Genomic DNA, 23225 nt, shown 5'->3' with positions numbered 1-23225 from the left:
CCGCGCGCCGTGCGCAATGGCCAGCCTCCCTCTTCAGCCGCGTTCGCGCTAGAACGGATAGTGCTGGTGCGGATCCTCGATGGTGATCCAGCGCAGATCGGTGAATTCGTTGATCGCCGCCCTGCCGCCGAAGCGGCCATAGCCGGAGCCCTTGACACCGCCGAACGGCATCTGCGCCTCATCCGCGACAGAGGGGCCGTTGATGTGGCAGATCCCCGATTGGACCCGGCCGGCGACGGCGAGCGCGCGCTGGATATCGCGGCTGTAGACCGAACCCGAGAGACCGTATTCAGTATCGTTGGCGATCCGGATCGCCTCCTCCTCGTCCTTGACCCGGATGATCGGCTTGACCGGACCGAAGCACTCCTCGTCATAGATGCGCATGCCGGGCTTGACGTGATCGAGCACCGTAGCCTCCACGACGCTGCCGGTGCGCTTGCCGCCCGCGGTGAGACTGGCCCCCTTGGCGATCGCGTCGGCAATGATCTCTTCCATCTTCTCCGCGGCACCGATCGTCACCAGCGAACCGAGCACGACGTGACCGCGGGGATCGCCCGCCGGAAGCTTGGCTGCGCGCTCGGACAGTTTAGCCACGAATTCGTCGGCGATCTTGTCGTGGACGATCAGCTTTTCGGTCGCCATGCAGACCTGGCCCATGTTGATGAACGAGCCGAAGATCGCGCCGTTGACGGCCGCATCGATATCGGCGTCCTCAAGCACGAGCATCGGTGCCTTGCCGCCCAGTTCGAGAAGCGCCGGCTTCAGATGGCGGCCGCAGAGTTCGCCGATGATGCGGCCGACCTTGGTGGAACCGGTAAAGTTGACGCGGCGGACTTCGGGTGCCGAAACCAGCGCTTCGACAACGACGGCGGCATCCTCGGGTGCATTGGTGATGACGTTGACGACTCCATCCGGGAAACCGGCCTCGATAAACACCTTGCCGATCGCGACATGCAGTCCGGGGCATGCTTCGGAGGCCTTGAGGATGACCGTGTTACCGCAGGCAAGCGCCATGGCGATGGCCCGCACGCCGAGAATGATCGGTGCATTCCACGGCGCGATGCCAAGGCAGACGCCGACCGGTTGGCGCATCGCCATCGACAGGTTTCCGGGCTTGTCCGACGGGATGATCTCACCCTGGATCTGGGTCGTCATGGCCGCGGCTTCCCGCAGCATGTTTGCCGCAAGATGCGCGTTGAAGCCGGCCCATCCGCCGGTCGCGCCGGTCTCGGCGGTCATCAGCTCGGTGAGCTCGCCACCCTTGGACGCAAGAACATCGGCCGCCTTGTTGAGAAGCGCGCGACGCGCACCGGGACCGGTCGTCGACCATGCCGGAAAGGCGGTCTGCGCTGCGGCGACGGCTGCCTTGGCATCCTCGATGCCGGACGCCGGCGATCGGCTCGCGACATCGCCCGTAAAGGGATTGATCCGTTCGAACGTCTTGCCCGAAATGGCGTCGGCCAACTGGCCGCCGATGATCTGTTTGATGTCCAAGGTCGCGTCCTTTTTTTGGGAAAACAGATAGCCAGCTTCGAGGGATGCGCCACAGCCGTAAACGACGGCATCACACGTCCGCTTTCTCGACCGATCGCGCGAACAAACAGTCAGCCTGCGCATGACTTCGCACAGTCTGACCGTCAGTTTCCGCGGTTTCCATCGAGAAGCGAAGCCCCTCCTCCAACAGGCATGTTAACGAACTCCAGCCGCGACTCAAGGGGAGGATCAAACAGCCGCAGCCACGAACATGGCACTTGCCTCAAGCCGTCAAACGGAAAGATACGGGACTGATCTGCGCTACTTCGAGCAGACACGGCCCGCTCGGCTCTTTCACACCCTATCGACGAGGGATAGGTAGGATTGCGGAACCGGCGCCGCAGTCGACATGCGCAACTGAAAGTACCCAATGTTTCATCTCATCTTTGGACTGCCCTGGCTGATTGTCGTCCTCCGCTTCATTCAGCCGCTGCCCTGGCACTGGTCGGCGAAGGTGGCAGTGGCGGTGCTTCTGCTGATCGCCTCGCAATACCATTTCTTCAGCCGGCTCTCCTCCGGCTCGGTCTTTTCGCCGGAGTTTCCGCGACCGCTGATCATTGCGTTCAACCTCCTGTTTGGCGCGATCGTTTTCGTGGCCGTCTTCCAGATCGCACTCGATGTCGCCTCGCTCCTGATCATGCCCTTCAACGGACACTTCCCCGCCGCACCCGCCGGGCTCCGTTATGCTATGGGTGGCGTCGCGCTCTGCCTTTCCGCCTATGGTATCAGCCAGGCAATCCGTGTACCGCCACTCAACGACATCGAGATTGCAATCGCAAACCTGCCGCCGGAATTCGAGGGCTATCGCCTCGTCCAGCTGACCGATCTCCACATCAGCCGGCTGTTCCCAGCGAAATGGGCCGAGGCGGTCGTATCGAAAACCAACGCGCTCGATGCGGACCTCATTGTCATCACGGGAGACTTCATCGACGGCAGCGTCGCAGACCGCCGCAGCGACGTCGCTTCGCTGGCAAACCTGCGGGCGCGCGATGGGGTCTATGCCATCCCTGGCAACCACGAATACTTCTTCGATTACCGGGACTGGATGCGCCACCTCGCAACCTTGAACATGACGATGCTTCAGAATGCCCACGTGGTGCTGACGCGAGGGAGCGGCAGGCTCGTGCTGGTCGGTGTCACGGACCTTTCGGCACGCGGCCACGGAGCGCCGGCCCCGGACCTCAATACGGCTACTGCGGGCGCTCCCGCCGACGCGCCGATCATTCTTCTCGACCATCAGCCCAGGTTGGCACAGAAAGCCGCCGCATCGGGGATCGCCCTCCAACTGTCGGGACATACCCATGGCGGCATGGTTGTCGGCCTTGATCGCGTGGTCGCACGCGCCAACAACGGCTTTGTTTCGGGCCGCTATCAGATCGGTGGGATGACCCTCTACGTCAACAACGGCACGGGCATTTGGCCCGGTTTCGCGCTGCGGATCGGTGTTCCCTCCGAACTGACCCGGATCACGCTTCGGGCCGGTCAGCCGCTTTGAAGGCTGAAGCGACACCGCTTCATCTGCTTTCTCTATCCACAACCATCGGCCCGCCGCGAACGACAGGTGTTGACGCGGGCGCTCTTGCCAACACATAGTCGCCGCCAATGCGCCGTCATCGACACGGTGCGTCGATCGGGATTGGAGGATCTCGACCGGTATTCATGCCAAGGGAGGAATTTTCATGAAAGTCATTACAGGCTCGGCAATTCTGGCGACCGCATCGTTTCTGATGGGATCAACCGCGATGGCCGCAACGGAAATCTCGTGGTGGCACGCCATGACCGGCGCCAACAACGAGGTTGTCGACCAGCTCGCCAAGGAATTCAACGAAAGCCAGTCGGACTTCAAAGTCATGCCTGTCTTCAAGGGCACCTACCCGGAAACGCTGAACGCCGGCATCGCCGCCTTCCGCGCCAAGCAGCCACCGGCCATCATGCAGGTGTTTGACGCCGGCAGCGGCGTCATGATGGGCGCCCAGGGTGCCATCGTGCCGGTTGCGGACGTTCTGGAAAAGGGCGGCTTCAAATTCGACAAGAGCCAGTACCTGCCGGGGATCGTTGCCTACTATTCGAAGCCTGACGGCACGATGCTGTCCTTCCCCTACAACTCGTCCTCGCCGATCCTCTATTATAACAAGGATATCTTCGAGAAGGCCGGGCTCAACCCCGACACGCCGCCGAAAACCTGGGGCGAGGTGTTTGACGCTGCCAAGAAGATCAAGACCAGCGGTGCTGCTCCCTGCGGCTTTACCTCGACATGGCTCACATGGATCCAGACGGAAAACTTTGCGGCCTGGAACAACCTTTCCTATGGCAGCAATGAAAACGGCCTCGGCGGCACCGACGTCAAGCTTGCCTTCAACGCTGAACCCTTCGTCAAGCATTTCCAGGCAATCGCCGATCTCGCCAAGGACGGCACGTTCCGTTACGGCGGCCGCACATCGGAAGCCAAGCAGCTGTTCACTTCAGGAGAATGCGCCATCCTGACCGAATCCTCCGGCGGTCTGGGCGACATCGTCAAGTCCGGCCTGAAATACGGCATCGGCCAGCTGCCCTATGCAGAAGGTCCGGGACGCCCGCAGAACACCATCCCCGGCGGCGCCAGCCTCTGGGTCTTCGGCGGAAAGAGCGATGCCGAATACAAGGGGGTCGCGACCTTCTTCAACTTCCTGTCGCAGACCAAGATCCAGTCGCGGCTGCACCAGGTCTCCGGCTACATGCCGGTCACGATGGCAGCCTACGAGGATACCAAGAAATCCGGCTTCTACGAGAAGAACCCGGCGCGCGAAACGCCGTTGCTGCAGATGATGGGCAAGGCTCCGACCGAGAACTCCAAGGGCGTTCGCCTCGTCAACCTGCCGCAGGTCCGCGACATCATGAACGAAGAGTTCGAATCGATGCTCGCCGGCAAGCAGGATGCCAAGGCCGCCCTCGACAAGGCTGTCCAGCGGGGCAATGCCGCCATTCAGCAAGCCATCGGCAAGTAAGCGGTAAGCATAAGGGCCGCCCCGGCGACTGTCGCGGGCGGCCTGCAGCATTTCAACGGAGCCTGCCCGTGCAAAGCGTCGTATTTCCCAACAAGGTGCTGCCGTATTTTCTGGTGGCGCCGCAGATTGTCCTGACCGTCGTGTTCTTCTTCTGGCCAGCCAGCCAGGCGCTCTACCAGTCGGCCATGCGCGAAGATCCGTTCGGGCTGCAGAGCAGCTTTGTCGGCTTCGCCAACTTTTCCGCCATCCTGGCCGACGAGAGCTATCTTCACGCGCTCCGCGTCACCGTCGTCTTCAGCGTGGCAACCGCGCTGCTTTCCATGGGTGTCGCGCTTCTGCTGGCGACAGCTGCCGATACCGTCGTGCGTGGTAAGGGTTTCTACCGCACGATGATGATCATCCCCTATGCGGTGGCGCCGGCGGTTGCCGGCATGCTGTGGCTGTTCATGTTCAACCCGGCCATGGGCACGTTCGCCTATATCCTGCGGCGCAACGGCATTGCATGGGACCCGCTGCTGAACGGCGATCAAGCCATGTCCCTCGTCGTAGTGGCAGCCGCCTGGAAACAGATCAGCTACAATTTCCTGTTCTTCGTCGCCGGCCTGCAGGCAATCCCGAAATCCCTGCTCGAAGCCGCCGCGATCGATGGCGCGCGAGGGAGCCGAAGGTTCTGGACGATCGTCTTCCCGCTGCTTGCGCCGACCACCTTCTTCCTTCTGGTCGTCAACACCGTCTACGCCTTCTTCGACACGTTCGGCATCATCCATTCGGTGACCGGCGGCGGACCGGCAAAGGCTACCGAAACGCTGGTCTACAAGGTCTACAACGACGGCTTCGTGAACCTCAACCTCGGTTCGTCTGCGGCCCAGTCGGTGATCCTGATGGTCATCGTCATCGCGCTGACCGCCTTCCAGTTCCGCTTCGTCGAGCGACGCGTCCATTACGGGTAAATTATCAGATGATCGAGAACCGTCCTGTCGCACGCCTGATGGCGCATCTGATGCTGATCCTTGGGATCATCATCGTCGCCTTCCCCATCTACTACACATTCATTGCCTCGACGGCGACGTCGAGCGCGATCATCCGACCACCGCTGTCGCTGCTGCCTGGCGGCCATATGGTCGAGAACTACAGCGAGTCCATCTCCGGCGGCGTCGAACGCGTCGTCGGCGTCAGTCTGGAGCGGCTGTTGTTCAACAGCTTCGTGGTGGCGGTCGCGATTGCCGTCGGCAAGATCATCATCTCCTTCCTGTCGGCATTCGCGATCGTCTTCTTTCGCTTCCCGTTCCGCATGGGTTTCTTCTGGATGATCTTCATCACCCTGATGCTGCCGGTCGAAGTGCGCATCCTGCCGACCTACAAGGTGATCGTCGATCTAGGCCTGCTCAACACCTATGCCGGCCTCACCCTGCCGCTGATGGCATCGGCAACGGCGACCTTCCTGTTTCGCCAGTTTTTCCTCACTATTCCCGGCGAAATGGTCGAGGCGGCGCGGATCGACAATGCAGGACCGTTCCGCTTCATGCGCGATATCCTGCTGCCGCTGTCGACGACCAATATCGCGGCCCTGTTCGTCATCCTGTTTATCTACGGCTGGACCCAGTATCTCTGGCCGCTGCTCGTCACCGACCGTGCGGAGATGAACACGATCATCATCGGCCTGCGCCGCATGGTCGATTTCACTGATGCATCAACTCCTTGGAACTACGTCATGGTCACGGCGATCCTGGCAATCATCCCTCCCGTCATCGTCGTGGTGCTCATGCAGCGCTGGTTCGTCAAAGGTTTGGTGGAGACCGAAAAGTAATGGCAACAATTGAACTGAAAGACGTCCGCAAGGTCTATGGCGGCAATATCGACGCCATCAAGGGCGTGTCACTGGACATCGCAGACGGCGAGATGATCGTTCTGGTCGGCCCATCCGGCTGCGGCAAGTCCACGCTGCTGCGCATGGTTGCCGGGCTCGAAAGCATCACCGGTGGTGACGTCATCATCAACGGCAAGCGCGTCAACGACATGGAACCGGCCGAGCGCGATATCGCGATGGTGTTCCAGAACTACGCGCTCTATCCGCACATGACGGTCAAGCAGAACCTTGCCTACGGTCTGAAGAATCGCGGAACCTCGAAGGACGAGATCGAACGGCGCATCACCGAGGCAGCGCGCGCACTCGAAATCGAGCCGTTCCTCGCCCGCAAGCCACGGCAGCTTTCCGGCGGCCAGCGGCAGCGTGTGGCGATGGGCCGCGCGATCGTGCGCAAGCCCGCAGCCTTCCTGTTCGACGAGCCGCTATCGAACCTCGACGCGAAACTGCGCGTGCAGATGCGGGTCGAGATCCGCCGTCTGCAGCGGTCCTTGGCCACGACGTCGATCTACGTCACCCACGACCAGATGGAAGCGATGACGCTCGCCGACCGCCTCGTCGTTCTCAACGCCGGCCGGATCGAGCAGGTCGGCACGCCGATCGAGCTCTACGAGAAACCCGCAACGACCTTCGTTGCAACCTTCATCGGATCGCCCTCGATGAACCTGATGACGCTCGGCAAGGCCGGCGGCTGGAGCGTGGCCGAAGGCCTTCCCTCCACTGTCGCCACCGTCGGCATTCGCCCGGAAGACATCGTGATTGCCGAGGGAGAGGTTACCTCGCCTTTCAGAGCCGAGGTCGAGGTCATCGCTGTCGAACTGGTCGGAGCAGAAAGCTATGTCCATGGTGCGACGTCGGACGGAAGCCCTCTTGTCTTCCGGGTCCCCGGCCGCTCCCGCATCGCGATCGGCGAGAAACTGCCCGTGACGACAGCGCCCCACCACCTTCATCTTTTCGACAGCGCCGGAAAGCGCATCGAACGTACCGGTTGATCCGGGACGCGCAAAGATGCGCAGGAGTGCGCTCTCGACGGACGCCTGCGCACTCCTGCAACTTCGCGACATTGACCCTATCGGAAAGTGAGCTATTACTCATGCGAGCAAAAAGGTTCGCATCGCAATAATGGTCACCATTCTCGTAACACTGCTGGGTTTCCTGGTCCTTCTGATTGCAGCCGTGTTCTTCGCAGTTCGCGCGCGCGCGCTTGCGTACGACAAGCACTTCCGCGATCAGGTCCGCCTGCAGCGAAGACTGGAGAACCGGGAGGCCAAGCTCAAGATCAGAGCTCGCAAGCACCGCCGCAACCTCGCAAAGAAACGCCTCGCCAGGATGAAGCGGGCGAAGGCGTTAGCCGCGCGCGCGAAGTGATCGAGCAGAACAGCCGCTACCTGTGAAAACTGGCCAGCTGCAGGATTTAGCACGAGACCGTGCTGAAGAACTCAGCCGAGCGAACGCTCGCATATCTCGAGCTTGAAGCAGCAGAATATCATTCGGACAATCTGGGAAATTTGGTAGCGGAGGGCAGAATTGAACTGCCGACCTCAGGGTTATGAATCCTGCGCTCTCACCAACTGAGCTACCCCGCCACAGGGTGGATCGAGTGTCTCGATCCGTTTGGATGTGCGGCTTATAGAACCCGCGTCACTGAAGTGTCAAGCGCAGGATGGGAGAAAAACGGCGAGATTTGAGCCGCTATTTTCCCGATCCCTCGTTCATTCTCCAGGCCGAATAAAACCGGTCTTTCAAGCGGCTACAGGGGTCGCCAGAAGCGCCCGCAACGATGCCTCGGCATCGGCCGCTCGTTCGGACCGTTCGACGAAGCCGCCGCCGTGGACGCGCGCATCGGCACCTTCTGCGGAATAGAGAACGCAGGCCTGACCGGGTGCCACGCCCTGCTCGCCGATCGCCAGATCGACATAGACGCCGCGCTCATCCGTATGCAGCGTGGCAGGTGACGGCGGGCGCGTCGAGCGTACCTTGGCAAAGCACGCAAAGCCGTTGCCCGCATCATCCTGCAGCGTCCCGTCGCCAATCCAGTTGACGTCGCGCAGATAGACGCGGTGCGTATCGAGTGCTTCCTTCGGCCCGACGATGACGCGGCGCGAGCGGGCATCGAGATAAACCACGTAGAGCGGCTCGCCTGTCGCAACGCCCAGACCCTTGCGCTGACCGATCGTGTAATGGACGATCCCCTCGTGGCGGCCCAGCACGCGGCCGTCCATGTGGACGATATCGCCCACCAAAGCCGAGTTCGGCTTCACCTTGGCGATGATATCGGCATATTTGCCGGCAGGGACGAAACAGATATCCTGGCTGTCGGCCTTCTTGGCAACCACCAGCCCCATGTCTTCGGCCAGCTCGCGCACCTGCGCCTTGCCCATGCCACCCAACGGAAAGCGGAGGTAGTCGATCTGCTCCTGCGTTGTCGCAAACAGGAACCAGCTCTGGTCGCGGTCGGCATCGATCGGCCTGAACAGCGCACGGCGGCCCGGATTGTCGGCCGTGGGGTTCGGCGCCGAACGGATGTAATGGCCGGTTGCCAGCGCATCGGCGCCGAGCTCGCGCGCGGTCGCCAAAAGATCGGCAAACTTGACCGTCTGGTTGCAGGCAACACAGGGAACCGGCGTTTCGCCCATCGCATAGGCTTCGGCAAACGGATTGATCACCGTCTCGCGGAACCGCTTCTCATAGTCGAGAACGTAATGCGGAATGCCCAATGTCTCGCAGACCCGGCGGGCATCGTCGATATCCTGGCCGGCGCAGCAGGATCCTGCGCGGTGGACGGCAGCGCCGTGATCGTAGAGCTGAAGCGTGATCCCGATCACGTCATAGCCTTCGCGCTTCAAAAGGCCGGCCACGACGGAGGAATCCACGCCGCCCGACATGGCGACCACGACACGCGTATCTTCCGGCTTCTTGTCAAAATCCAGCGTATTCACGGGGTACTCTCTTAAAGTCTCTCAGGCCGCGGCAGCAAGCACGACGGCAGAGTGGCACCAGATGTGCGGGATCGTCCGCGCAAAGGCTTTCAGAAAGAGGATATAGAAAGGAATGAGCTGGCGCGCAAGAGAAGCCCGTTCACCCCATCTGCGCCCTCAGTGTCAGAGAGCAGCAACATCAGGACTGGAAGTTCGCGTGACGCAGGGCCGTCTCCGCGACGGCGCCGTTTGCGTGCCCGTTGCTGTTGCTCGCACCTTCGGCCCTTAGACGAGGCAGCGCTGCCGGATATTCCCGCTGAACGAAGTCGATGATCTTCTCGCGCATCTCGCAACGCATGTCGAACGTCTTCGGCGCGTTGTTGGCGGAGACCAGAATACGGATCTCCATCACGCTTTCCTTGAAATCCGTCACCTGAACATTGACCACGCGCCTGTCCCAGATCTTCGACTCGTTTGCGATTTCCTCGACCCTGCGCCTGATGGCGCTGACGGGAACGGAATAATCGAGATAGATCATCACAGTGCCAATCAGGGCCGAACCTTCGCGGGTCCAGTTCTGGAACGGATTCTCGATGAAATAGGAGAGCGGCAGAATCATGCGCCGCCAGTCCCACAGCTTCACCACCACATAAGTCGAGGTGATCTCCTCGACATTGCCCCACTCCCCTTCGACGATCAGCGCATCGTCGATGCGGATCGGCTGCGTAATGGCAAGCTGGATGCCGGCAAAGATGTTTTTCAGCATGGGCTGCAGGGCAAGACCCAGCACGATACCGGCGACACCGGCGGAGGCGAGAACGCTGACGCCGTATTGCTGGACGGCCGGGAAGGTCATCAGCATCGCGGCAACCGTGACGATGACGATCATCGCGCCGGCAATGCGCTCGGCAATCCGCGACTGGGTCACGTGGGTGCGGGCAAGGAGGTTGTCTTCCGCATCCAGCTTGAAGCGGCGCAGATAGACCGTCATCCAAATATGCAAAGCCGTCTTTGCGACCCAGCCGAGCACGAGGATGAAACCCAGCAGCAGCACATGCCGGATGATTTCGGCCGGTCGAGCCGCAAGCGGTGCGATAGATGATGCAAACGATACAGTGAATGTCAGAACCGTCAAACGCATCGGCCGGCGCCCGCGCGACACCAGCGATCGCCAGAACAGGTCCTTGTCTTCCACCAGCCGCTTGAAGATACCGAACGCGAAACGGTGGATCGCCAGACCAATCAGGACCGCGCCCACGAGAAGGCCGACGCTCACCATCCAGTTCGGCAGCCAGTCGGTATATTGACGAAACTCTGTAATCAAAAAATCCATCCAACCGATTTAGGGTGCAGTGCAGCATGAAACACCCCTGCCGCAAAAATTTCACAGTTGCGGTGTCTTCATGGCGGCCGTTGGGAGATGATGCGAGGAGCGCGGCATGACTGTCGATAACGGAAAATCCGATCTGACCCGATTCGTGGATGCACAAGATCCGGTCTACGCGCAGGTCATGAGCGAACTGCGAAACGGCCGCAAAGAGTCGCACTGGATGTGGTACATTTTCCCGCAGATCGCCGGTCTTGGTCCCTCAATCATGTCACAACGCTTCGCACTTACCTCTCTGGAAGAAGCCCAGACCTATCTCGACCATCCGGTGCTTGGACCACGTCTCCTCGAATGCACGCACGCCATGCTTCCGCATGAAGGACTTTCGGCGCGCACCATCCTCGGGTTCCCCGACGACATGAAGTTTTGCAGTTCGATGACGCTGTTCGATAAAGCCGCAACAGAAAAGGGCTCGCCTTTCGAGCGAGCCCTTGAGAAGTTCTTCGGCGGCCAGCGCGACGACAAGACGATCGCGCTGCTGGGGATTGGCTGATCAGGCAGCCGACTGGATGGCCGAGACCTTCCAGTCATTGGCCGGCTTGCGCACGAAGGTCCAGATCTCGACCGTTTCCGTGACGGCATTCGGATCCCCTTCGGCGACAGCGCCGGTGTTGCGATCGCTCAGGAAGTCGACGCTCGAGTAGCGCATCGCAACCGTTGCGTATTCCTGGCCGTTTTCGCGCCAGGCTTCCGAAAGGTCGCCCTGCAACAGGGTCACGTCGCGGACTTCGTTCTTCACGCCGTTGGTGGCGTTTTCACCAAGCTCTTCAGCCAGATAGGACATGGCTTCCGGCGTGGTGAGATTGCGAAGCTTCGCGTAGTCTTCCGCGCCATAGGCAGCCTGGACATCCGTCAGCATCTTTTCAAAGAGGCCGAGATCGCGACCGGTGATACCGACTTCATCCGTGTCGGGACCCGCCTGACGCGGAGCAGACGCAGCCTGCGTGGCACCGAAGCCACCCATCGCACCGCCGCCAGAACCGATCTTAGGGATCTGGAAGCCGCCACCGTTGTTCTGCGGTGCCTGGTAGGCATGGTTATTGTTGTCACGGCTGTTACCGCCGAAACCGTTATCGCGCGCGTTGCCCGCAGGACCCGCCGGGTGCTGCTGCTGGCGACGACGGGCGAAGAAGCGGAAGGCCAGCATGGCAAGACCCGCGATCAGCGCGATCTGCAACAGCATGCCGAACATGCCGGCCATACCGCCAAAACCGTTGCCCATCATCATGCCGAACAGGCCACCGAGAGCCAGACCGCCGAGAAGACCACCAGCCATGCCGCCGAACAGGCCACGACGCGGCTGAGCCGCCTGGGCGCCTGCGCCGTTAGCAGGAGACGCTGCGTTCTGCTGCGTGTTGGGCGTCATCGAACGATTGATGCCGGTCGCCGTGCCCGGTGCCGTGTTCGTGGTCGGCGGCGGTGCGAATGTGCGTGTACCGCGGCTGCCGAAGCTGGAACCGCCGCCGGCGCGGCGCGCCTCCGCCATATCGACGGCTGTTAGCGAAACTGCCATTCCGACCGCGAAGATCGCGAAGAGTTTCTGGAAACGCCGAAGCTTGGATAACATTGGTTTCTCCTCTGGCCGCCCGATGCGGTCGTGATCCTAGATATAGAGAGTGGCAGGCGAGAATTTTAGAGCCACCACCATCTTTTCCCGCCGAAGTAGATATCGGACGATGAAACGGGAGCCAAGCGATGCAAATACAACCAGCGGGAGATTTAGCGTATGGACCGATCACATCGGCTTGATCACAACGAAAAAGCCCGGCGCGCTGGCACCGGGCTTTGTCTTGGTCATCCGGGAGGATGGTTTATTCGACGTTGAAGACCAGCTGGCGGGCCTGACGGATCGCCGGGTTGGCGGTCAGGCGGGCGAGCACGTCGTTCGAAACAGGACCATCGACATAAAGCAGCGCGATCGCATCGCCGCCATCCTTCTCCCGGCCGAGATGGAAGTTGGCGATGTTGACGCCGGCATCACCGAGCGTGGTGCCCATGAAGCCGATCATGCCGGGTACGTCGGTATTGGAGATGTAGACCATGTTGGCGCCGACATCGGCGTCCATGTTGATGCCCTTGATCTGGATGAACCGCGGTTTGCCGTCCGAAAACACGGTGCCGGCGACGGAACGGCTCTGCTTGTCGGTGGTGACCGTCAGCTTGATGTAGCCGTCATAGACACCGGTCTTGTCGCGCTTGACCTCGGACAGGACGATGCCTTTTTCCTTGATCATGATCGGCGCGGAAACCATGTTCACGTCTGCCACCTGGTTACGGATCAAACCAGCCAGAAGCGCGGAGGTGAGCGCCTTGGTGTTCATTCCGGCCGTTGCGCCATCAAACAGGATCTCGATTTCCTTGATCGGATCTTCCGTGACCTGACCAACGAAGGCACCGAGAACATCGGCAAGACGGATGAACGGCTTCAGGATCGGTGCTTCTTCAGCGGTGATCGAGGGCATGTTGATGGCGTTGGAAACGGCACCCTTGACCAGATAGTCCGACATCTGTTCAGCCACCTGCAGCGCAACGTTCTCCTGGGCTTCCGTGGTGGAGGCGCCCAGATGCGGCGTGCACACGACGTTGTCGAGGCCAAACAGCGGGCTTTCCGTCGCAGGCTCGACTTCGAACACGTCGAAACCGGCACCGGCGACATGGCCGGACTTGATGGCTTCTGCAAGCGCTGCCTCATCGACGAGACCGCCGCGGGCGCAGTTGATGATCCGCACGCCCTTCTTGGTCTTGGCAAGGTTTTCCTTGCCGAGAATGCCGCGGGTCTTGTCGGTCATCGGAACATGCAGGGTGATGAAGTCGGCGCGCGCCAGTAGATCGTCCAGCTCGACCTTCTCGACGCCCATGTCCAGCGCGCGTTCAGCCGAGAGGAAGGGGTCGTATGCGATGACATGCATGCCGATGCCGATCGCCTTCTTGCAGACGATGCCGCCGATATTGCCGGCGCCGATGACGCCAAGCGTCTTGCCGGTGATTTCGACACCCATGAACTTCGACTTTTCCCACTTGCCGGCCTGCGTCGAGGCATCGGCCTGCGGCAACTGCCGGGCAACGGCAAACATCAGCGCGATCGCGTGTTCAGCCGTCGTGATCGAGTTGCCGAACGGCGTGTTCATGACGATGATGCCGCGCTTCGAGGCAGCCGGGATGTCGACATTGTCGACGCCGATACCGGCGCGGCCGATGACCTTGAGGTTGGTCGCAGCAGCGATCAGCTTCTCGGTCGCCTTTGTGGCGGAACGGATGGCGAGGCCATCGTAATTGCCGATGATTTCGGCGAGCTTGTCCTTGTCCTTGCCGAGCTTCGGCTGGAAATCGACTTCGACGCCGCGATCGCGAAAGATCTGGACAGCGGTTTCGGAGAGTTCGTCGGATACGAGAACGCGAGGTGCCATGGGTTGGGCTCCTGATAAGGGGTGTAATCTCTAAATGCGGATGAAACGGTGCCGCGTCCCTAGACGGGTGAGCGGCGGCACCGGAATTCGATCAGGCAGCGGCCTTGGACAGCGCGGCCTTCTGCGTTTCGAACGCATAGGTGAGCCACGGCATCAGCGCCTTCATGTCCGCCTCTTCGACGGTGGCGCCAGCCCAGATGCGCAAGCCCGACGGTGCGTCGCGGTAAGCGCCGACGTCGAGTGCGACGCCTTCCTTTTCGAGGATTGAGGTCACGCCCTTGGCAAAGGCTGCCTGTGCGTCAGCGTCGAGAGCGGCGACATCGGCATCGGCGATCTTCAGGCAGACCGAGGTGTTGGAGCGCGTCTCATCGACCTGCGCCAGATTGGCGATCCAGTCGTTGGCCGCCACGAAATCGAAGATCACCTTCGCATTGGCGTCGGCACGGGCGATCAGCGCCTTGAGGCCGCCGAGCGACTTTGCCCACTGCAGTGCATCGATATAGTCCTCGACGCAGAGCATCGACGGCGTGTTGATCGTCTCGCCCTTGAAGATGCCTTCGGAAATCTTGCCGCCCGAGGTCATGCGGAAGATTTTTGGAAGCGGCCACGCCGGGACGTAGCTTTCAAGACGGGCGACAGCGCGCGGCGACAGGATGATCATGCCGTGGCCACCCTCGCCGCCCAGCACCTTCTGCCAGGAGAAGGTGGTGACATCGAGCCTGGCGAAATCGAGGTCCTGCGCAAATGCGGCCGACGTTGCGTCGCAGATGGTGAGGCCCTTGCGGTCATCAGGGATGAAGTCGGCATTCGGAACGCGAACGCCAGACGTCGTGCCGTTCCAGGTGAAGACCACGTCACGGTCGAAATCGATAGTGGAAAGGTCGGGAAGAACGCCGTAATCGGCCTCGATCTTGCGGACATCCTTCAGCTTCAGCTGCTTGACCACGTCGGTGACCCAGCCGGCACCAAAACTCTCCCAGGCGACCATGTCGACGCCGCGTTCGCCAAGCAGCGACCACATCGCCATTTCAACGGCGCCGGTGTCGGATGCGGGAACGATGCCGATACGGTAATCGGCCGGAACGTTCAGAACTTCACGGGTGAGATCGATGGCCTGCTTGAGCTTGTCCTTGCCAACCTTGGCGCGGTGCGAACGACCGAGCGGGGCATCGGAGAGAGCGTCGAGCGACCAACCGGGGCGCTTCGAGCAAGGGCCAGAAGAAAAATGGGCGTTATTCGGACGCAGGTCCGGCTTTGCGGCAGTGGCCATATGTATACCCTTCCAGGTAATTGGCTCCTCGTTGGGGAGGAGTGTCCCGCCGCCGTGGATAGTGGAAAGCCGAGAAAAGCGCAAGTCTACTGGTGATATTTTGAAACCGACCATGCAAATTCGTGCTGCATCTTGCAGAACGGCTCGGGAACGAGTTGCCCCAGTTGACACATGGCTGACACACCTATGTTCTCTTGACGTTCACGGTGACCGGGACTTGAGAGCGCTCTCGGCAAGCCCTTACCCAAGACCGACGAAGAAAATTTGACATTCGTTTGTTCTCGCCTTGTTCTTTTTCGGCGACCAATCTAGGTTCGCCGTCATGAGCGAGATCGGGACCATAGGCGACGCATTCAATCAGGGTTGGCAGCTCTCGGCCGCCTGCCGCCATGGACTTGTTGACACTGGCAGCAGTAGCCGCAAATGCGACTGGAAGTACAATCTCGACATGACGACATTGGTCGCTACTCGCGGGCGCGACTTTCCAATCGATCGCGTATCTGAGCGCCTGCGTTGTCCCAGATGCGGCAGTCGCAAGATCTCAGTTTTTTTCGTCACGCCGTCGATGCCGACCCGCAGAACCGCGAATCGCTGACCTGCCGCAAGGACGAGATATCGGGAATAAAATGAGATTCACGACAGTAACAACAATCGCGATCCTTAGCTGGGCAACGCCAGCAGGCGCGATCGATATTTGCAAGGGCGGAAACCGCGCCGAGCGGCGAGTGACCTGCGTAGTCGACGGTGATACCCTGTGGCAGAACGGCATAAAGATGCGCCTGCTTGATATCGACACGCCAGAGACGTTCGAAGCGCAGTGCGATCATGAGAAGCATTTAGGAGAGAAAGCGAAGCTGCGGCTGCAGGCGCTTATGTCAAAAGGGTATCAACTAGACGACAGCGGAGCAAAGGATCGCACTTCGGATCGCCGCAACCTGGTGCATGTCATTCTGCCCGACGGCAGAGATGCCGGGAAGGTATTGATCAGCGAAGGACTCGCGCAGCAATGGCCGAACAAGGGTAACCGGTGGTGCAACGGCCTGCAAGGCAACGGGCGGTGATGTAACAACTAGGGCTGGCCGCACTGTCGCTTGAAGCGGCCGAGGCGTTCCCGTGGTTCCTCGAAACGTTCTGGTCAGATGAACCGGAACCGCGCAAGGCCAGCGGCCCACCAGCAGTTCTACTAGTCGAATCCATTGCCATTACCCGCTATTGTTCACCGCGAAAGGCGGAGTGCGATGCGCAAAATGAATCCTGAGGAGATCCCCGCGTTCGTCAACGATGTGGTCGCGACTGGCTGCAACATCACAGGGATTGCGGGCGTAGGTTATATCATCGGCGATGCGGACCTTCCTCATGACCGGCTTGAAGAGGTCAGGCCGAAGCTATCCCAGATCACGGAAGCCTACGGGACGCGTGACCACCTTCTTGAGGAGATCACCGAGTATCTTGTTTCGATCGGTAGGAGCTATCCGCCACCGGATGGTCAGTAGGGAGGTTGGCTGGCGACCAGAAAACAGGCGCCATGTCAAATCGCGACACAACTACAATTTAACCAATCGTATTAACGGAACGGATGTGTTCTTTAGGTAGAAACATGACACGTAGGGACAACCCGTTCCACGACACGAATTACGGGGGATTGCATGTCTGTTTTTGCACGCTTTATGAAGGACGAGTCGGGCGCTACTGCGATCGAATACGGTCTCATCGCGGCTCTTATCTCAGTTGCGCTGATCGCTGGGGCGACCACGCTCGGCGGCGCACTGAATAACCAGTTCACGAACCTTTCGAAGAAGCTCAGCTGTGGATCTGCCGCCACCACTTGCTAATCGATAGCGGCTGCGACGTGGTCTGACTGAAAGAAGGCGCGCAAACTCAAGTATTCGCGTCAGCTCTTCACTCCTGATTAACGTCCAGATCGTACGTCAAAAACTGGACATCAATCCAAGCGTCCAGCACTCAACTCGCCGAACAATGGGATCTCCGTTGTTCGGTTTTTTGTTGCCATCACGGCGGACCGATCCGCTCACGCGCGGCCGCCTGATCCGTCCACGTTCAACATGGTCACTCGCGATCAAGGCTGGCCGATCCGCTCACGTTCGACGCGATCGAGGCGCTGCCTCAAGTCGAGGATGACATCTCGGGCCCCATAAACGCTACCCTGGGATTGTTTCAGTTCGTCGACCTGGCGCTGCAAATCTTCATCCTTGTTGGTGTAGTTCTGCCAGACGCGCTCATGCTCGGCGCGGGGCACCAAGCTTTCCCGGATCTCTTTAACTGAAGCCTCTGTTCGCTGGCGATCTTCAACGCCGCGGGCCGTTCGCCATTCCAGCTCCTTCTGCGTCACCATTCGCTCGGTGATGAGAAGGATCGATGCCTTGACCCCAGAATTGTCTTCCTTGATCGGCCAGTAGACTAGCCCGCCGACGATCGTGCAAAACGACAGGGCGACTGCGATCGCCTGCCACTGTGGCTTGTTGCGCTCTGCGATGTTCGACGACAGAGCGGACACGGCGCTGCGCATCTCGGTCGACATCGACGACATTGATGATTCGATCTGTTTGAACCCCGAACGCATCTCCGTTTCGAGATCGGACTGCCGGCGGTTCAAGTTCGTTACCCGCTCCCCGAGCTGCGCTGTCATTGCATCTTGGTAGATGCGGTTCACGTCCGGACCGCCGTTATTCATGTCGTCTCCATTCATCACGCCCCATGCCCTTCCAATGCGATTCAAGAAAAGGCCGCCTCACGAAGGCGACCCGGTTGTCGAAAGATGTCCCGAGACGTGGTTGACTCCAGCACGTCAATGAGAACAATATGAGAACAGAAAACGACACCCAACCTAAACGCAGGTCAAACGCGCTTCGGCGCGGCTGCGAAACTGTGCCCGAGATTGAGATGCCCCTCCCCACCTTGAAAGACTATCGCTCGGAAACAATCGATATGGTCTGCACCCCATGCGCCCGTCAGGGCGTTTTCAGCCACAAAAGCCTGGTCAAGAAATTCGGAGCGGACGCCGAGTTCGTCCAGATCCGGCGCGTGCTGGCCATGGGATGCGAGCATGCGGGGACGGAGAAGTGCCAGGCGAGGTTCCCCTGCCTGTTGAAGGCACACATCCTTCTGGAGCCCCGGCGATGAGTGACGAAAGCAGGACTGCCTTAAACGGGCCGACGAAGCTCTACATCCATTGGTGCAGCATCCCCTCATGCCGGGAGTGGGGCGGCTTTGGCTTCTCAAACAGTCGAGGAGAGCCGCATTGGTGGTGCTGGGAGCATTACCCGCACAAACCGAACCAGGCGCGCAGCGAAGCGGCCGAGATTGCAGAGGTGCTGCGGTGAATGCCGGCTATAACGACCAACAGAGTAAGCGAGAGTATCATGGCGAAATCGGATACAAGCGCAGGCTTCAATGCCTGGTGGGACTTGCTTTCAGACGAAACCAAGAAGGGGATCGATCGGCGCGTGGCGTGGATGGCATTTGTAGCAGGATCCAGACACCGGATGTATCCTCCGAAGAACACCTATCGTTTTCGGGCCGGTCGTTGGATCGTCACCGTGACGGCCGACTCATATGAAGACGCGCGGGCAAAGGCTGCCGAGAAGCTGGACCAGCGTGCGGAAAAGCTAGGGGCCACGCCACCGCCAAGCGGCTGGCCTCTAACGAAGCTTGCAAGCTCGGCTTAAATCGGCGAGGAATACGCTTCTTATGCTTCCTCGATAGCTGATCCCAAGTTCAACCATGAGAAACGTTATTTTCGCGCGGCTGTCCTCCGCGGCTCGGCGGGCCGGGTGGATAGCGCTGACGATACTGGCGATCGGGCTGATCTTGCTAGCAAGCGCCGTTGTCGCTGTAGCTGGACTGTTTGGCACGCAGGGAAGACGCAATGTCGTCAAATAGCGCAGCCACAACTTAGAGGCTGTTATTTGTAAGTCTCGTCCTAACGCTCTATTCGCCTCCGAAGCTCGTCTTCCGCCTCAACCAAAGCCATCGACATCAGGTACGAAAGCATGTCTTTGCTACGGTCGCGACTGGACATCTCTATCAGAAACTTAAGGTATTCAATTATCCTTTCGAGCTCAGCCATGTAGACCCCCATCCAACATGATGCCGCATCGTAGCACTGATATATAGTTGTGCAACTAATTCAGAGATCTTAAAGTATCTGCAAGGAATGCGTGGAGATATTTATACGGTCATGAATAGTCTATTTCATTCAACTTCCTGCCCATGCTTGGCGCACTCTTGAGAGGTCCATACGCCCCCACTGCACAGGCCGACCGCTGTTCGGTCAATCTTTCGTTGATCAGACGGCGTTGCACCCCTCGCCCCGATCAGGTCAGTTCCCACGACGCGCCGTAGGCCTGGTGCACTTGCCGGAGCCGAAGTCCCACACCCGGCCGCCATCAATGCACACATCATAATCGCCGCGAGCCCGGTCAGACTGATTGCCTGCTTCATTGTTCTGCCTTTCGATTGAGTTGAGTTTGCTCTCGCCGCCGGCATGGTAGATCCATGTCGCGGCGCCGATGATCGCGGTGACTGTGAGGAAGAGGAAGATGATGATGATGCGGAGAGTGGAGGACATCTATCGACGTGCCCCTACTTGGAACGCCTCGACACCCTTCCGCTCGCCGCGCTGGGCGATGTAGTAGGCGCCGCCAGCGAGAGCGACGAGCATGCCGAACTTTACCCAGCCAGGCACATCACCGACATATTCAGACATGTCGCTGAGATAGCCCCGAGCTGTGCCGAGGTTTGACACGATGCCGTCGAACAGCGCGCCGGCCGCGGAGAACCCGCCTGCGACGATGGCGCCGATCTTGATGCGCCAATTACTTTTCACTTCGGGCACGCTTTGGCGCACCTCTCCCGCCGTTGCATCGTTGCGCGCAAGCTTGCGCTTCGGTGCGGTGTCGAGTGCGGTCAGCAGATCTTGATCGATGGTGCCAACCGATGGCAGGCCATTGTCCGCGCGGAAGATGAGGATCGCTGCCTGCGTCATGCCGCCGAGCTTGCCGTCGAACGAACCATCAGGCTTGCGGCTGCCGACTTCGGTATAGCCGAGGTCATAGAGCTTGCGCTGCACGATCTCGACGGTGACGGTCTTCGCTGTGGATGCTGCTGGTTCTGGCACAGCTGGTGCAGGAGCGGCTTTCGCGCCCCCGGAGAGGAACAGTGCCCGCTCAGCCTGCCGGCGCGTGGTGAGGCCCTGAATTTTGACCTTCTTGCCGTTGACCGTGCCCTTGTTCCAGACGAGGAACTGAGCGCCGGCGCCAGAGACGTCACCCGCATTCAGCTTCTTGAGCAGCGAGGACTTCCGGAAGGCCGTGCCCCCGATGTTGAACACCAGCGAGACCAGCGCGTCGAACTGGTTCTGGCTGATCGGAACCTTCACGAGCCGGTTGACGTCAGTCTCGACTGCAGCCAAATCGCGCGCCAGGATTTCATCGCATTCGGCTGCGGTGATCTTCATGCCCTTCTTGACGATAGGCGGGCCGGCAGCAGAGGTGTGCCCGACCCCGATCGTGAGAACGCCAACCGAATCGAGATAGGCGGTCAGGCGTGTTCCTTCATGCTGCGCAATAGCCTTCCGGCCCGCAGCGCTGGTGCGAAGCGTGGTCATGGTGGTCTCCGGTGTTGGGTGGGGTATCGGGTTGCAAGCGCGGATGCGCAGACGACCGCAGAAAGTCTGAGTGTTTTCCAGTTGCTACGGCCGGGTCTGTCGAATATCGAAATACGCGGCAACTTTACGGGCGAAGGAAATGCTCACGTGATCGAAGTGAGAGAAGAGTACCCAGGGCAGAACATAATCGACATCCACCCCGACTTCCTGTCTCAGGGCAGCGGTTTGATTGAACTTAAGGGTAGAGGGAATGTCCTGAACATCGCCAAGCCCGGCTTCATTGGTCATATCCACGTCCTCATGACTGGCGATAACGCCCTAGCCATCGAGGAAACTTGCTATCTCAACCAGCAATCGTTCCACATGCTTGCCCCCAGTTCCATCCGGATCGGGGAGCACAGTTCATTCAATGTCCGGTCATCAATAAACATCCACGAGCCCGCCAAGGTCTCGATCGGTGAACGATGCTTGTTTGCCTCCGACGTGACCCTATCCTGCAGCACGATCCACAAGATCTACGACATGGAGACGAAGGAACGCGTGAATCCACCGGGCGACATCAAAATCGGAAGTCACGTCTGGGTCGCAGCAAATGTCTCGTTGTGGGGCGGGGCATCTGTTGGAAATGGCTCAGTTGTCGGATATGGCAGTTTTGTCAGCAAGGAATTCCCGGAAAACTGCGTAATCGCTGGAACGCCGGCGCGGGTCGTTAGAGAAAACATCACGTGGGAAGCGTGAAGCGAGGCATCATGAAAGTATATTTTGCACTGAACGAGGGCGGAACGCATGGCGACATCGCGCTCCACACAAAGATTGCGGTTCTAACCGCTACCCAGAATACGAAGCTGCAACCGATCATGATGTACACGGGAGAGCGCAACGACTTCACGCGCTGGCTCGAAGCGAATGGGGTTGAGGTGAGAGATTCTGACTTGCCCTATCTTCCGTTGATCCGCCGTCTTACCGATGAAGGTCGGTATCACATGCACAGCGTCGGCCATTGGCTCCGAACGAATGTCGCGCTGGAAGAGAAGACCGACGATATCATCCTCTATACCGATATCGATGTGGTTTTCCGCAAACATCCGGAAGCGAACCTCACACCCGCATATTTCGCCGCGGCGCCGGAATTCAAGCAGGATGGGTGGAACTACTTCAACGCTGGTGTGATGCTCATCAACATTCCGGCTCTGCGGGAGTCCTACACCGAGTTCGAAGCCTATCTGCGCGCGAACATCGAAGAGAAGACCACCGGGTTTCACGACCAGATCGCCTACAACGAGTTCTATCGAGGAAAGTGGGACCGCCTCCCGCTCGGAATGAACTGGAAGCCTTACTGGGGTCGAAACGATGACGCGGCGATTGTCCATTTCCACGGCCCCAAGATCGGTGCCGTCAACTCAATCCTGACCGGGGCATGGGACTGGGGCAATAATCACGGCGTCCAAATCGGTTCGCTTTTCGGCGGCAACATCGAAAGCTATCGCAACTACATAAACGAAGTAGCGGCGGTGCCCGGCCTGCCGGCTCAAGATCACGACTACATTGCAGCGGTGGCGGAACGATGCAACAACGCCGAAAGCATCATTGCCGGAAAACCTGTTGACCTGTCGTTCACGTCATACAAGATGTTCCCGGATTGAGACCCGGCAAACGAAAGGCTCGTCAATGATCAGTTCAGCCCCGCTTAAAGTTATCGAAGACGCCTCCCTCTGGATGCTCCAGAAAGGGTGGTCATCTGAATACGTCGGGTGGTGTGTCGGCCCCGAGAGCGGGGCGCTTGAACACGTCATCCGGAACCCCGGCATATCTGCCCAGGAACTGGCGGAATGGGGGATGGAGAAAATAAGGTCCCGTCCCCCGGTCTTGCATTAAGGCGCCAGCTTTTTCCCCTGCTTGATAGTGGCAGACTTATCGATCGTTGCTTTAGTAGCAAGGCCCTCGACTTGCGCCTCTAGGAATATTTTAGAAACCATGAGGCGCCCAAGCTCCAAAGCCAGACGGTCATTCGCGATTTGCTGTACGTTCGTGTCCACTTGGCGTTTCTCCTACGGGCGAAGCTTCTGGCTCTGATCGCCTAGCATCCGATATGGGTCCGAAATATCAGCTGCCTGATTGATGGGCACCTGATGATTTTGCGCGGCTTCGTAGGTGTCGAACCTTTTACCGTCCGAAGCTTCGTACTTCTTGCCCTTCTTGAGGGGGTATTGAACTTTAAGATCCATCTGGCTTCTCC

Annotated in this window: 27 protein-coding genes and 1 tRNA gene; 15 read left to right on the top strand and 13 right to left on the bottom strand. The window is 59.5% G+C overall.

Annotated elements, in window-relative coordinates; all coding sequences use genetic code 11:
- Positions 1-48: 48 nt before the first annotated feature.
- The gene (locus G6K99_RS08095) at positions 49-1494 is read right to left on the bottom strand and encodes an aldehyde dehydrogenase (RefSeq protein ID WP_244631411.1); all 1446 of its coding nucleotides are present in this window, start codon (positions 1492-1494) and stop codon (positions 49-51) included.
- Positions 1495-1903: 409 nt separating this feature from the next.
- On the opposite strand from G6K99_RS08095, the gene G6K99_RS08090 reads away from it, so the two are divergent.
- The 6 genes from G6K99_RS08090 to G6K99_RS08065 all read left to right on the top strand — a co-directional run bounded on the left by G6K99_RS08090 (position 1904) and on the right by G6K99_RS08065 (position 7749).
- Complete coding sequence (locus tag G6K99_RS08090) at positions 1904-3028, top strand: metallophosphoesterase (RefSeq protein ID WP_174196241.1); 1125 nt, start codon at positions 1904-1906, stop codon at positions 3026-3028.
- A gap of 184 nt (positions 3029-3212) precedes the next feature.
- Positions 3213-4517 carry a sn-glycerol-3-phosphate ABC transporter substrate-binding protein UgpB gene (ugpB, locus tag G6K99_RS08085; RefSeq protein WP_062460687.1) on the top strand — a complete coding sequence of 435 codons (1305 nt, stop codon included), beginning with the start codon at positions 3213-3215 and terminating at the stop codon, positions 4515-4517.
- Positions 4518-4585: 68 nt separating this feature from the next.
- Positions 4586-5467, top strand: coding sequence for a sn-glycerol-3-phosphate ABC transporter permease UgpA (gene ugpA / locus G6K99_RS08080; RefSeq protein ID WP_062460690.1), 882 nt, complete (start codon positions 4586-4588; stop codon positions 5465-5467).
- An 8-nt stretch (positions 5468-5475) separates the two neighbouring features.
- On the top strand, positions 5476-6324 hold the full coding sequence (ugpE, locus tag G6K99_RS08075; RefSeq protein ID WP_062460693.1) for a sn-glycerol-3-phosphate ABC transporter permease UgpE: 849 nt from the start codon (positions 5476-5478) through the stop codon (positions 6322-6324).
- Positions 6324-7373: a sn-glycerol-3-phosphate import ATP-binding protein UgpC gene (locus tag G6K99_RS08070; RefSeq protein WP_174196240.1), complete on the top strand. Its 1050-nt coding sequence runs from the start codon at positions 6324-6326 to the stop codon at positions 7371-7373. Before ugpE ends, G6K99_RS08070 begins: the two co-directional genes overlap by 1 nt.
- A gap of 130 nt (positions 7374-7503) precedes the next feature.
- Positions 7504-7749, top strand: a complete 246-nt coding sequence (locus tag G6K99_RS08065) for a hypothetical protein (RefSeq protein WP_062460699.1) — start codon at positions 7504-7506, stop codon at positions 7747-7749.
- A 141-nt stretch (positions 7750-7890) separates the two neighbouring features.
- Here the strand turns inward: G6K99_RS08065 and G6K99_RS08060 are convergent.
- From G6K99_RS08060 to G6K99_RS08050, 3 genes are all read right to left on the bottom strand, one after another.
- Positions 7891-7967 (bottom strand) — tRNA-Met (locus G6K99_RS08060).
- A 156-nt stretch (positions 7968-8123) separates the two neighbouring features.
- A complete protein-coding gene (mnmA, locus tag G6K99_RS08055; protein ID WP_062460702.1) occupies positions 8124-9320 on the bottom strand; it encodes a tRNA 2-thiouridine(34) synthase MnmA in 1197 nt (398 codons plus the stop codon).
- Positions 9321-9498: 178 nt separating this feature from the next.
- Positions 9499-10632 carry a mechanosensitive ion channel family protein gene (locus G6K99_RS08050; RefSeq protein ID WP_092659919.1) on the bottom strand — a complete coding sequence of 378 codons (1134 nt, stop codon included), beginning with the start codon at positions 10630-10632 and terminating at the stop codon, positions 9499-9501.
- A 106-nt stretch (positions 10633-10738) separates the two neighbouring features.
- Between G6K99_RS08050 and G6K99_RS08045 the strand changes: the two genes are divergently transcribed.
- Complete coding sequence (locus G6K99_RS08045) at positions 10739-11179, top strand: DUF1810 domain-containing protein (RefSeq protein WP_174196239.1); 441 nt, start codon at positions 10739-10741, stop codon at positions 11177-11179.
- Here G6K99_RS08045 and G6K99_RS08040 read toward each other — a convergent pair whose 3' ends face one another.
- The 3 genes from G6K99_RS08040 to G6K99_RS08030 form a co-directional block, all read right to left on the bottom strand.
- Entirely contained in the window at positions 11180-12253 is a 1074-nt protein-coding gene (locus G6K99_RS08040) for a Tim44 domain-containing protein (RefSeq protein WP_062460715.1), read from the bottom strand.
- A 244-nt stretch (positions 12254-12497) separates the two neighbouring features.
- Complete coding sequence (gene serA, locus G6K99_RS08035) at positions 12498-14093, bottom strand: phosphoglycerate dehydrogenase (protein ID WP_062460720.1); 1596 nt, start codon at positions 14091-14093, stop codon at positions 12498-12500.
- 91 nt (positions 14094-14184) lie between these two features.
- Entirely contained in the window at positions 14185-15363 is a 1179-nt protein-coding gene (locus tag G6K99_RS08030; RefSeq protein ID WP_174196238.1) for a phosphoserine transaminase, read from the bottom strand.
- Between the two features lie 626 nt (positions 15364-15989).
- On the opposite strand from G6K99_RS08030, the gene G6K99_RS08025 reads away from it, so the two are divergent.
- The 3 genes from G6K99_RS08025 to G6K99_RS08015 all read left to right on the top strand — a co-directional run bounded on the left by G6K99_RS08025 (position 15990) and on the right by G6K99_RS08015 (position 17195).
- Entirely contained in the window at positions 15990-16424 is a 435-nt protein-coding gene (locus G6K99_RS08025) for a thermonuclease family protein (protein WP_174196237.1), read from the top strand.
- Between the two features lie 177 nt (positions 16425-16601).
- The gene (locus tag G6K99_RS08020; RefSeq protein ID WP_244631410.1) at positions 16602-16856 is read left to right on the top strand and encodes a hypothetical protein; all 255 of its coding nucleotides are present in this window, start codon (positions 16602-16604) and stop codon (positions 16854-16856) included.
- A gap of 153 nt (positions 16857-17009) precedes the next feature.
- Positions 17010-17195, top strand: a complete 186-nt coding sequence (locus G6K99_RS08015) for a Flp family type IVb pilin (protein WP_062581247.1) — start codon at positions 17010-17012, stop codon at positions 17193-17195.
- Between the two features lie 245 nt (positions 17196-17440).
- Here G6K99_RS08015 and G6K99_RS08010 read toward each other — a convergent pair whose 3' ends face one another.
- Positions 17441-18055, bottom strand: coding sequence for a hypothetical protein (locus G6K99_RS08010; RefSeq protein WP_174196236.1), 615 nt, complete (start codon positions 18053-18055; stop codon positions 17441-17443).
- Between the two features lie 128 nt (positions 18056-18183).
- On the opposite strand from G6K99_RS08010, the gene G6K99_RS08005 reads away from it, so the two are divergent.
- The 3 genes from G6K99_RS08005 to G6K99_RS07995 are packed head-to-tail and all read left to right on the top strand — an operon-like array spanning position 18184 to position 19049.
- A complete protein-coding gene (locus tag G6K99_RS08005) occupies positions 18184-18504 on the top strand; it encodes a hypothetical protein (protein ID WP_174196235.1) in 321 nt (106 codons plus the stop codon).
- Positions 18501-18704, top strand: a complete 204-nt coding sequence (locus G6K99_RS08000; protein WP_174196234.1) for a hypothetical protein — start codon at positions 18501-18503, stop codon at positions 18702-18704. Before G6K99_RS08005 ends, G6K99_RS08000 begins: the two co-directional genes overlap by 4 nt.
- A 39-nt stretch (positions 18705-18743) precedes the next feature.
- Complete coding sequence (locus G6K99_RS07995) at positions 18744-19049, top strand: hypothetical protein (RefSeq protein ID WP_174196233.1); 306 nt, start codon at positions 18744-18746, stop codon at positions 19047-19049.
- A gap of 526 nt (positions 19050-19575) precedes the next feature.
- Here G6K99_RS07995 and G6K99_RS23280 read toward each other — a convergent pair.
- From G6K99_RS23280 to G6K99_RS07985, 3 genes are read right to left on the bottom strand one after another with little or no spacing between them, the layout of a single operon-like run.
- Complete coding sequence (locus tag G6K99_RS23280; protein WP_244631409.1) at positions 19576-19785, bottom strand: hypothetical protein; 210 nt, start codon at positions 19783-19785, stop codon at positions 19576-19578.
- Positions 19703-19951 (bottom strand): hypothetical protein, encoded by a 249-nt coding sequence (locus tag G6K99_RS07990; RefSeq protein ID WP_174196232.1) that lies wholly within the window; start codon positions 19949-19951, stop codon positions 19703-19705. The genes G6K99_RS23280 and G6K99_RS07990 overlap by 83 nt, the downstream gene beginning before the upstream one ends.
- Positions 19952-20989 (bottom strand): glycoside hydrolase family protein, encoded by a 1038-nt coding sequence (locus G6K99_RS07985; protein ID WP_174196231.1) that lies wholly within the window; start codon positions 20987-20989, stop codon positions 19952-19954.
- 147 nt (positions 20990-21136) lie between these two features.
- Between G6K99_RS07985 and G6K99_RS23495 the strand changes: the two genes are divergently transcribed.
- Together G6K99_RS23495 and G6K99_RS23270 are read left to right on the top strand one after the other, a co-directional pair.
- Complete coding sequence (locus tag G6K99_RS23495) at positions 21137-21727, top strand: acyltransferase (protein ID WP_174196230.1); 591 nt, start codon at positions 21137-21139, stop codon at positions 21725-21727.
- Positions 21715-22632, top strand: coding sequence for a glycosyltransferase (locus tag G6K99_RS23270; protein ID WP_174196229.1), 918 nt, complete (start codon positions 21715-21717; stop codon positions 22630-22632). The genes G6K99_RS23495 and G6K99_RS23270 overlap by 13 nt, the downstream gene beginning before the upstream one ends.
- A 228-nt stretch (positions 22633-22860) precedes the next feature.
- On the opposite strand, the gene G6K99_RS07970 is transcribed toward G6K99_RS23270, so the two are convergent.
- Together G6K99_RS07970 and G6K99_RS07965 are read right to left on the bottom strand one after the other, a co-directional pair.
- Positions 22861-23025: a hypothetical protein gene (locus G6K99_RS07970; RefSeq protein WP_174196228.1), complete on the bottom strand. Its 165-nt coding sequence runs from the start codon at positions 23023-23025 to the stop codon at positions 22861-22863.
- A 12-nt stretch (positions 23026-23037) separates the two neighbouring features.
- Positions 23038-23214, bottom strand: a complete 177-nt coding sequence (locus G6K99_RS07965; protein ID WP_174196227.1) for a hypothetical protein — start codon at positions 23212-23214, stop codon at positions 23038-23040.
- Positions 23215-23225: the final 11 nt, after the last annotated feature.

It is taken from the genome of Neorhizobium sp. AL 9.2.2 (assembly GCF_013317225.1).
Taxonomy (GTDB): domain Bacteria; phylum Pseudomonadota; class Alphaproteobacteria; order Rhizobiales; family Rhizobiaceae; genus Neorhizobium; species Neorhizobium soli.
Note: the sequence above shows the minus strand (reverse complement) of the source record. Positions and strands in the feature narration are given on the sequence as shown.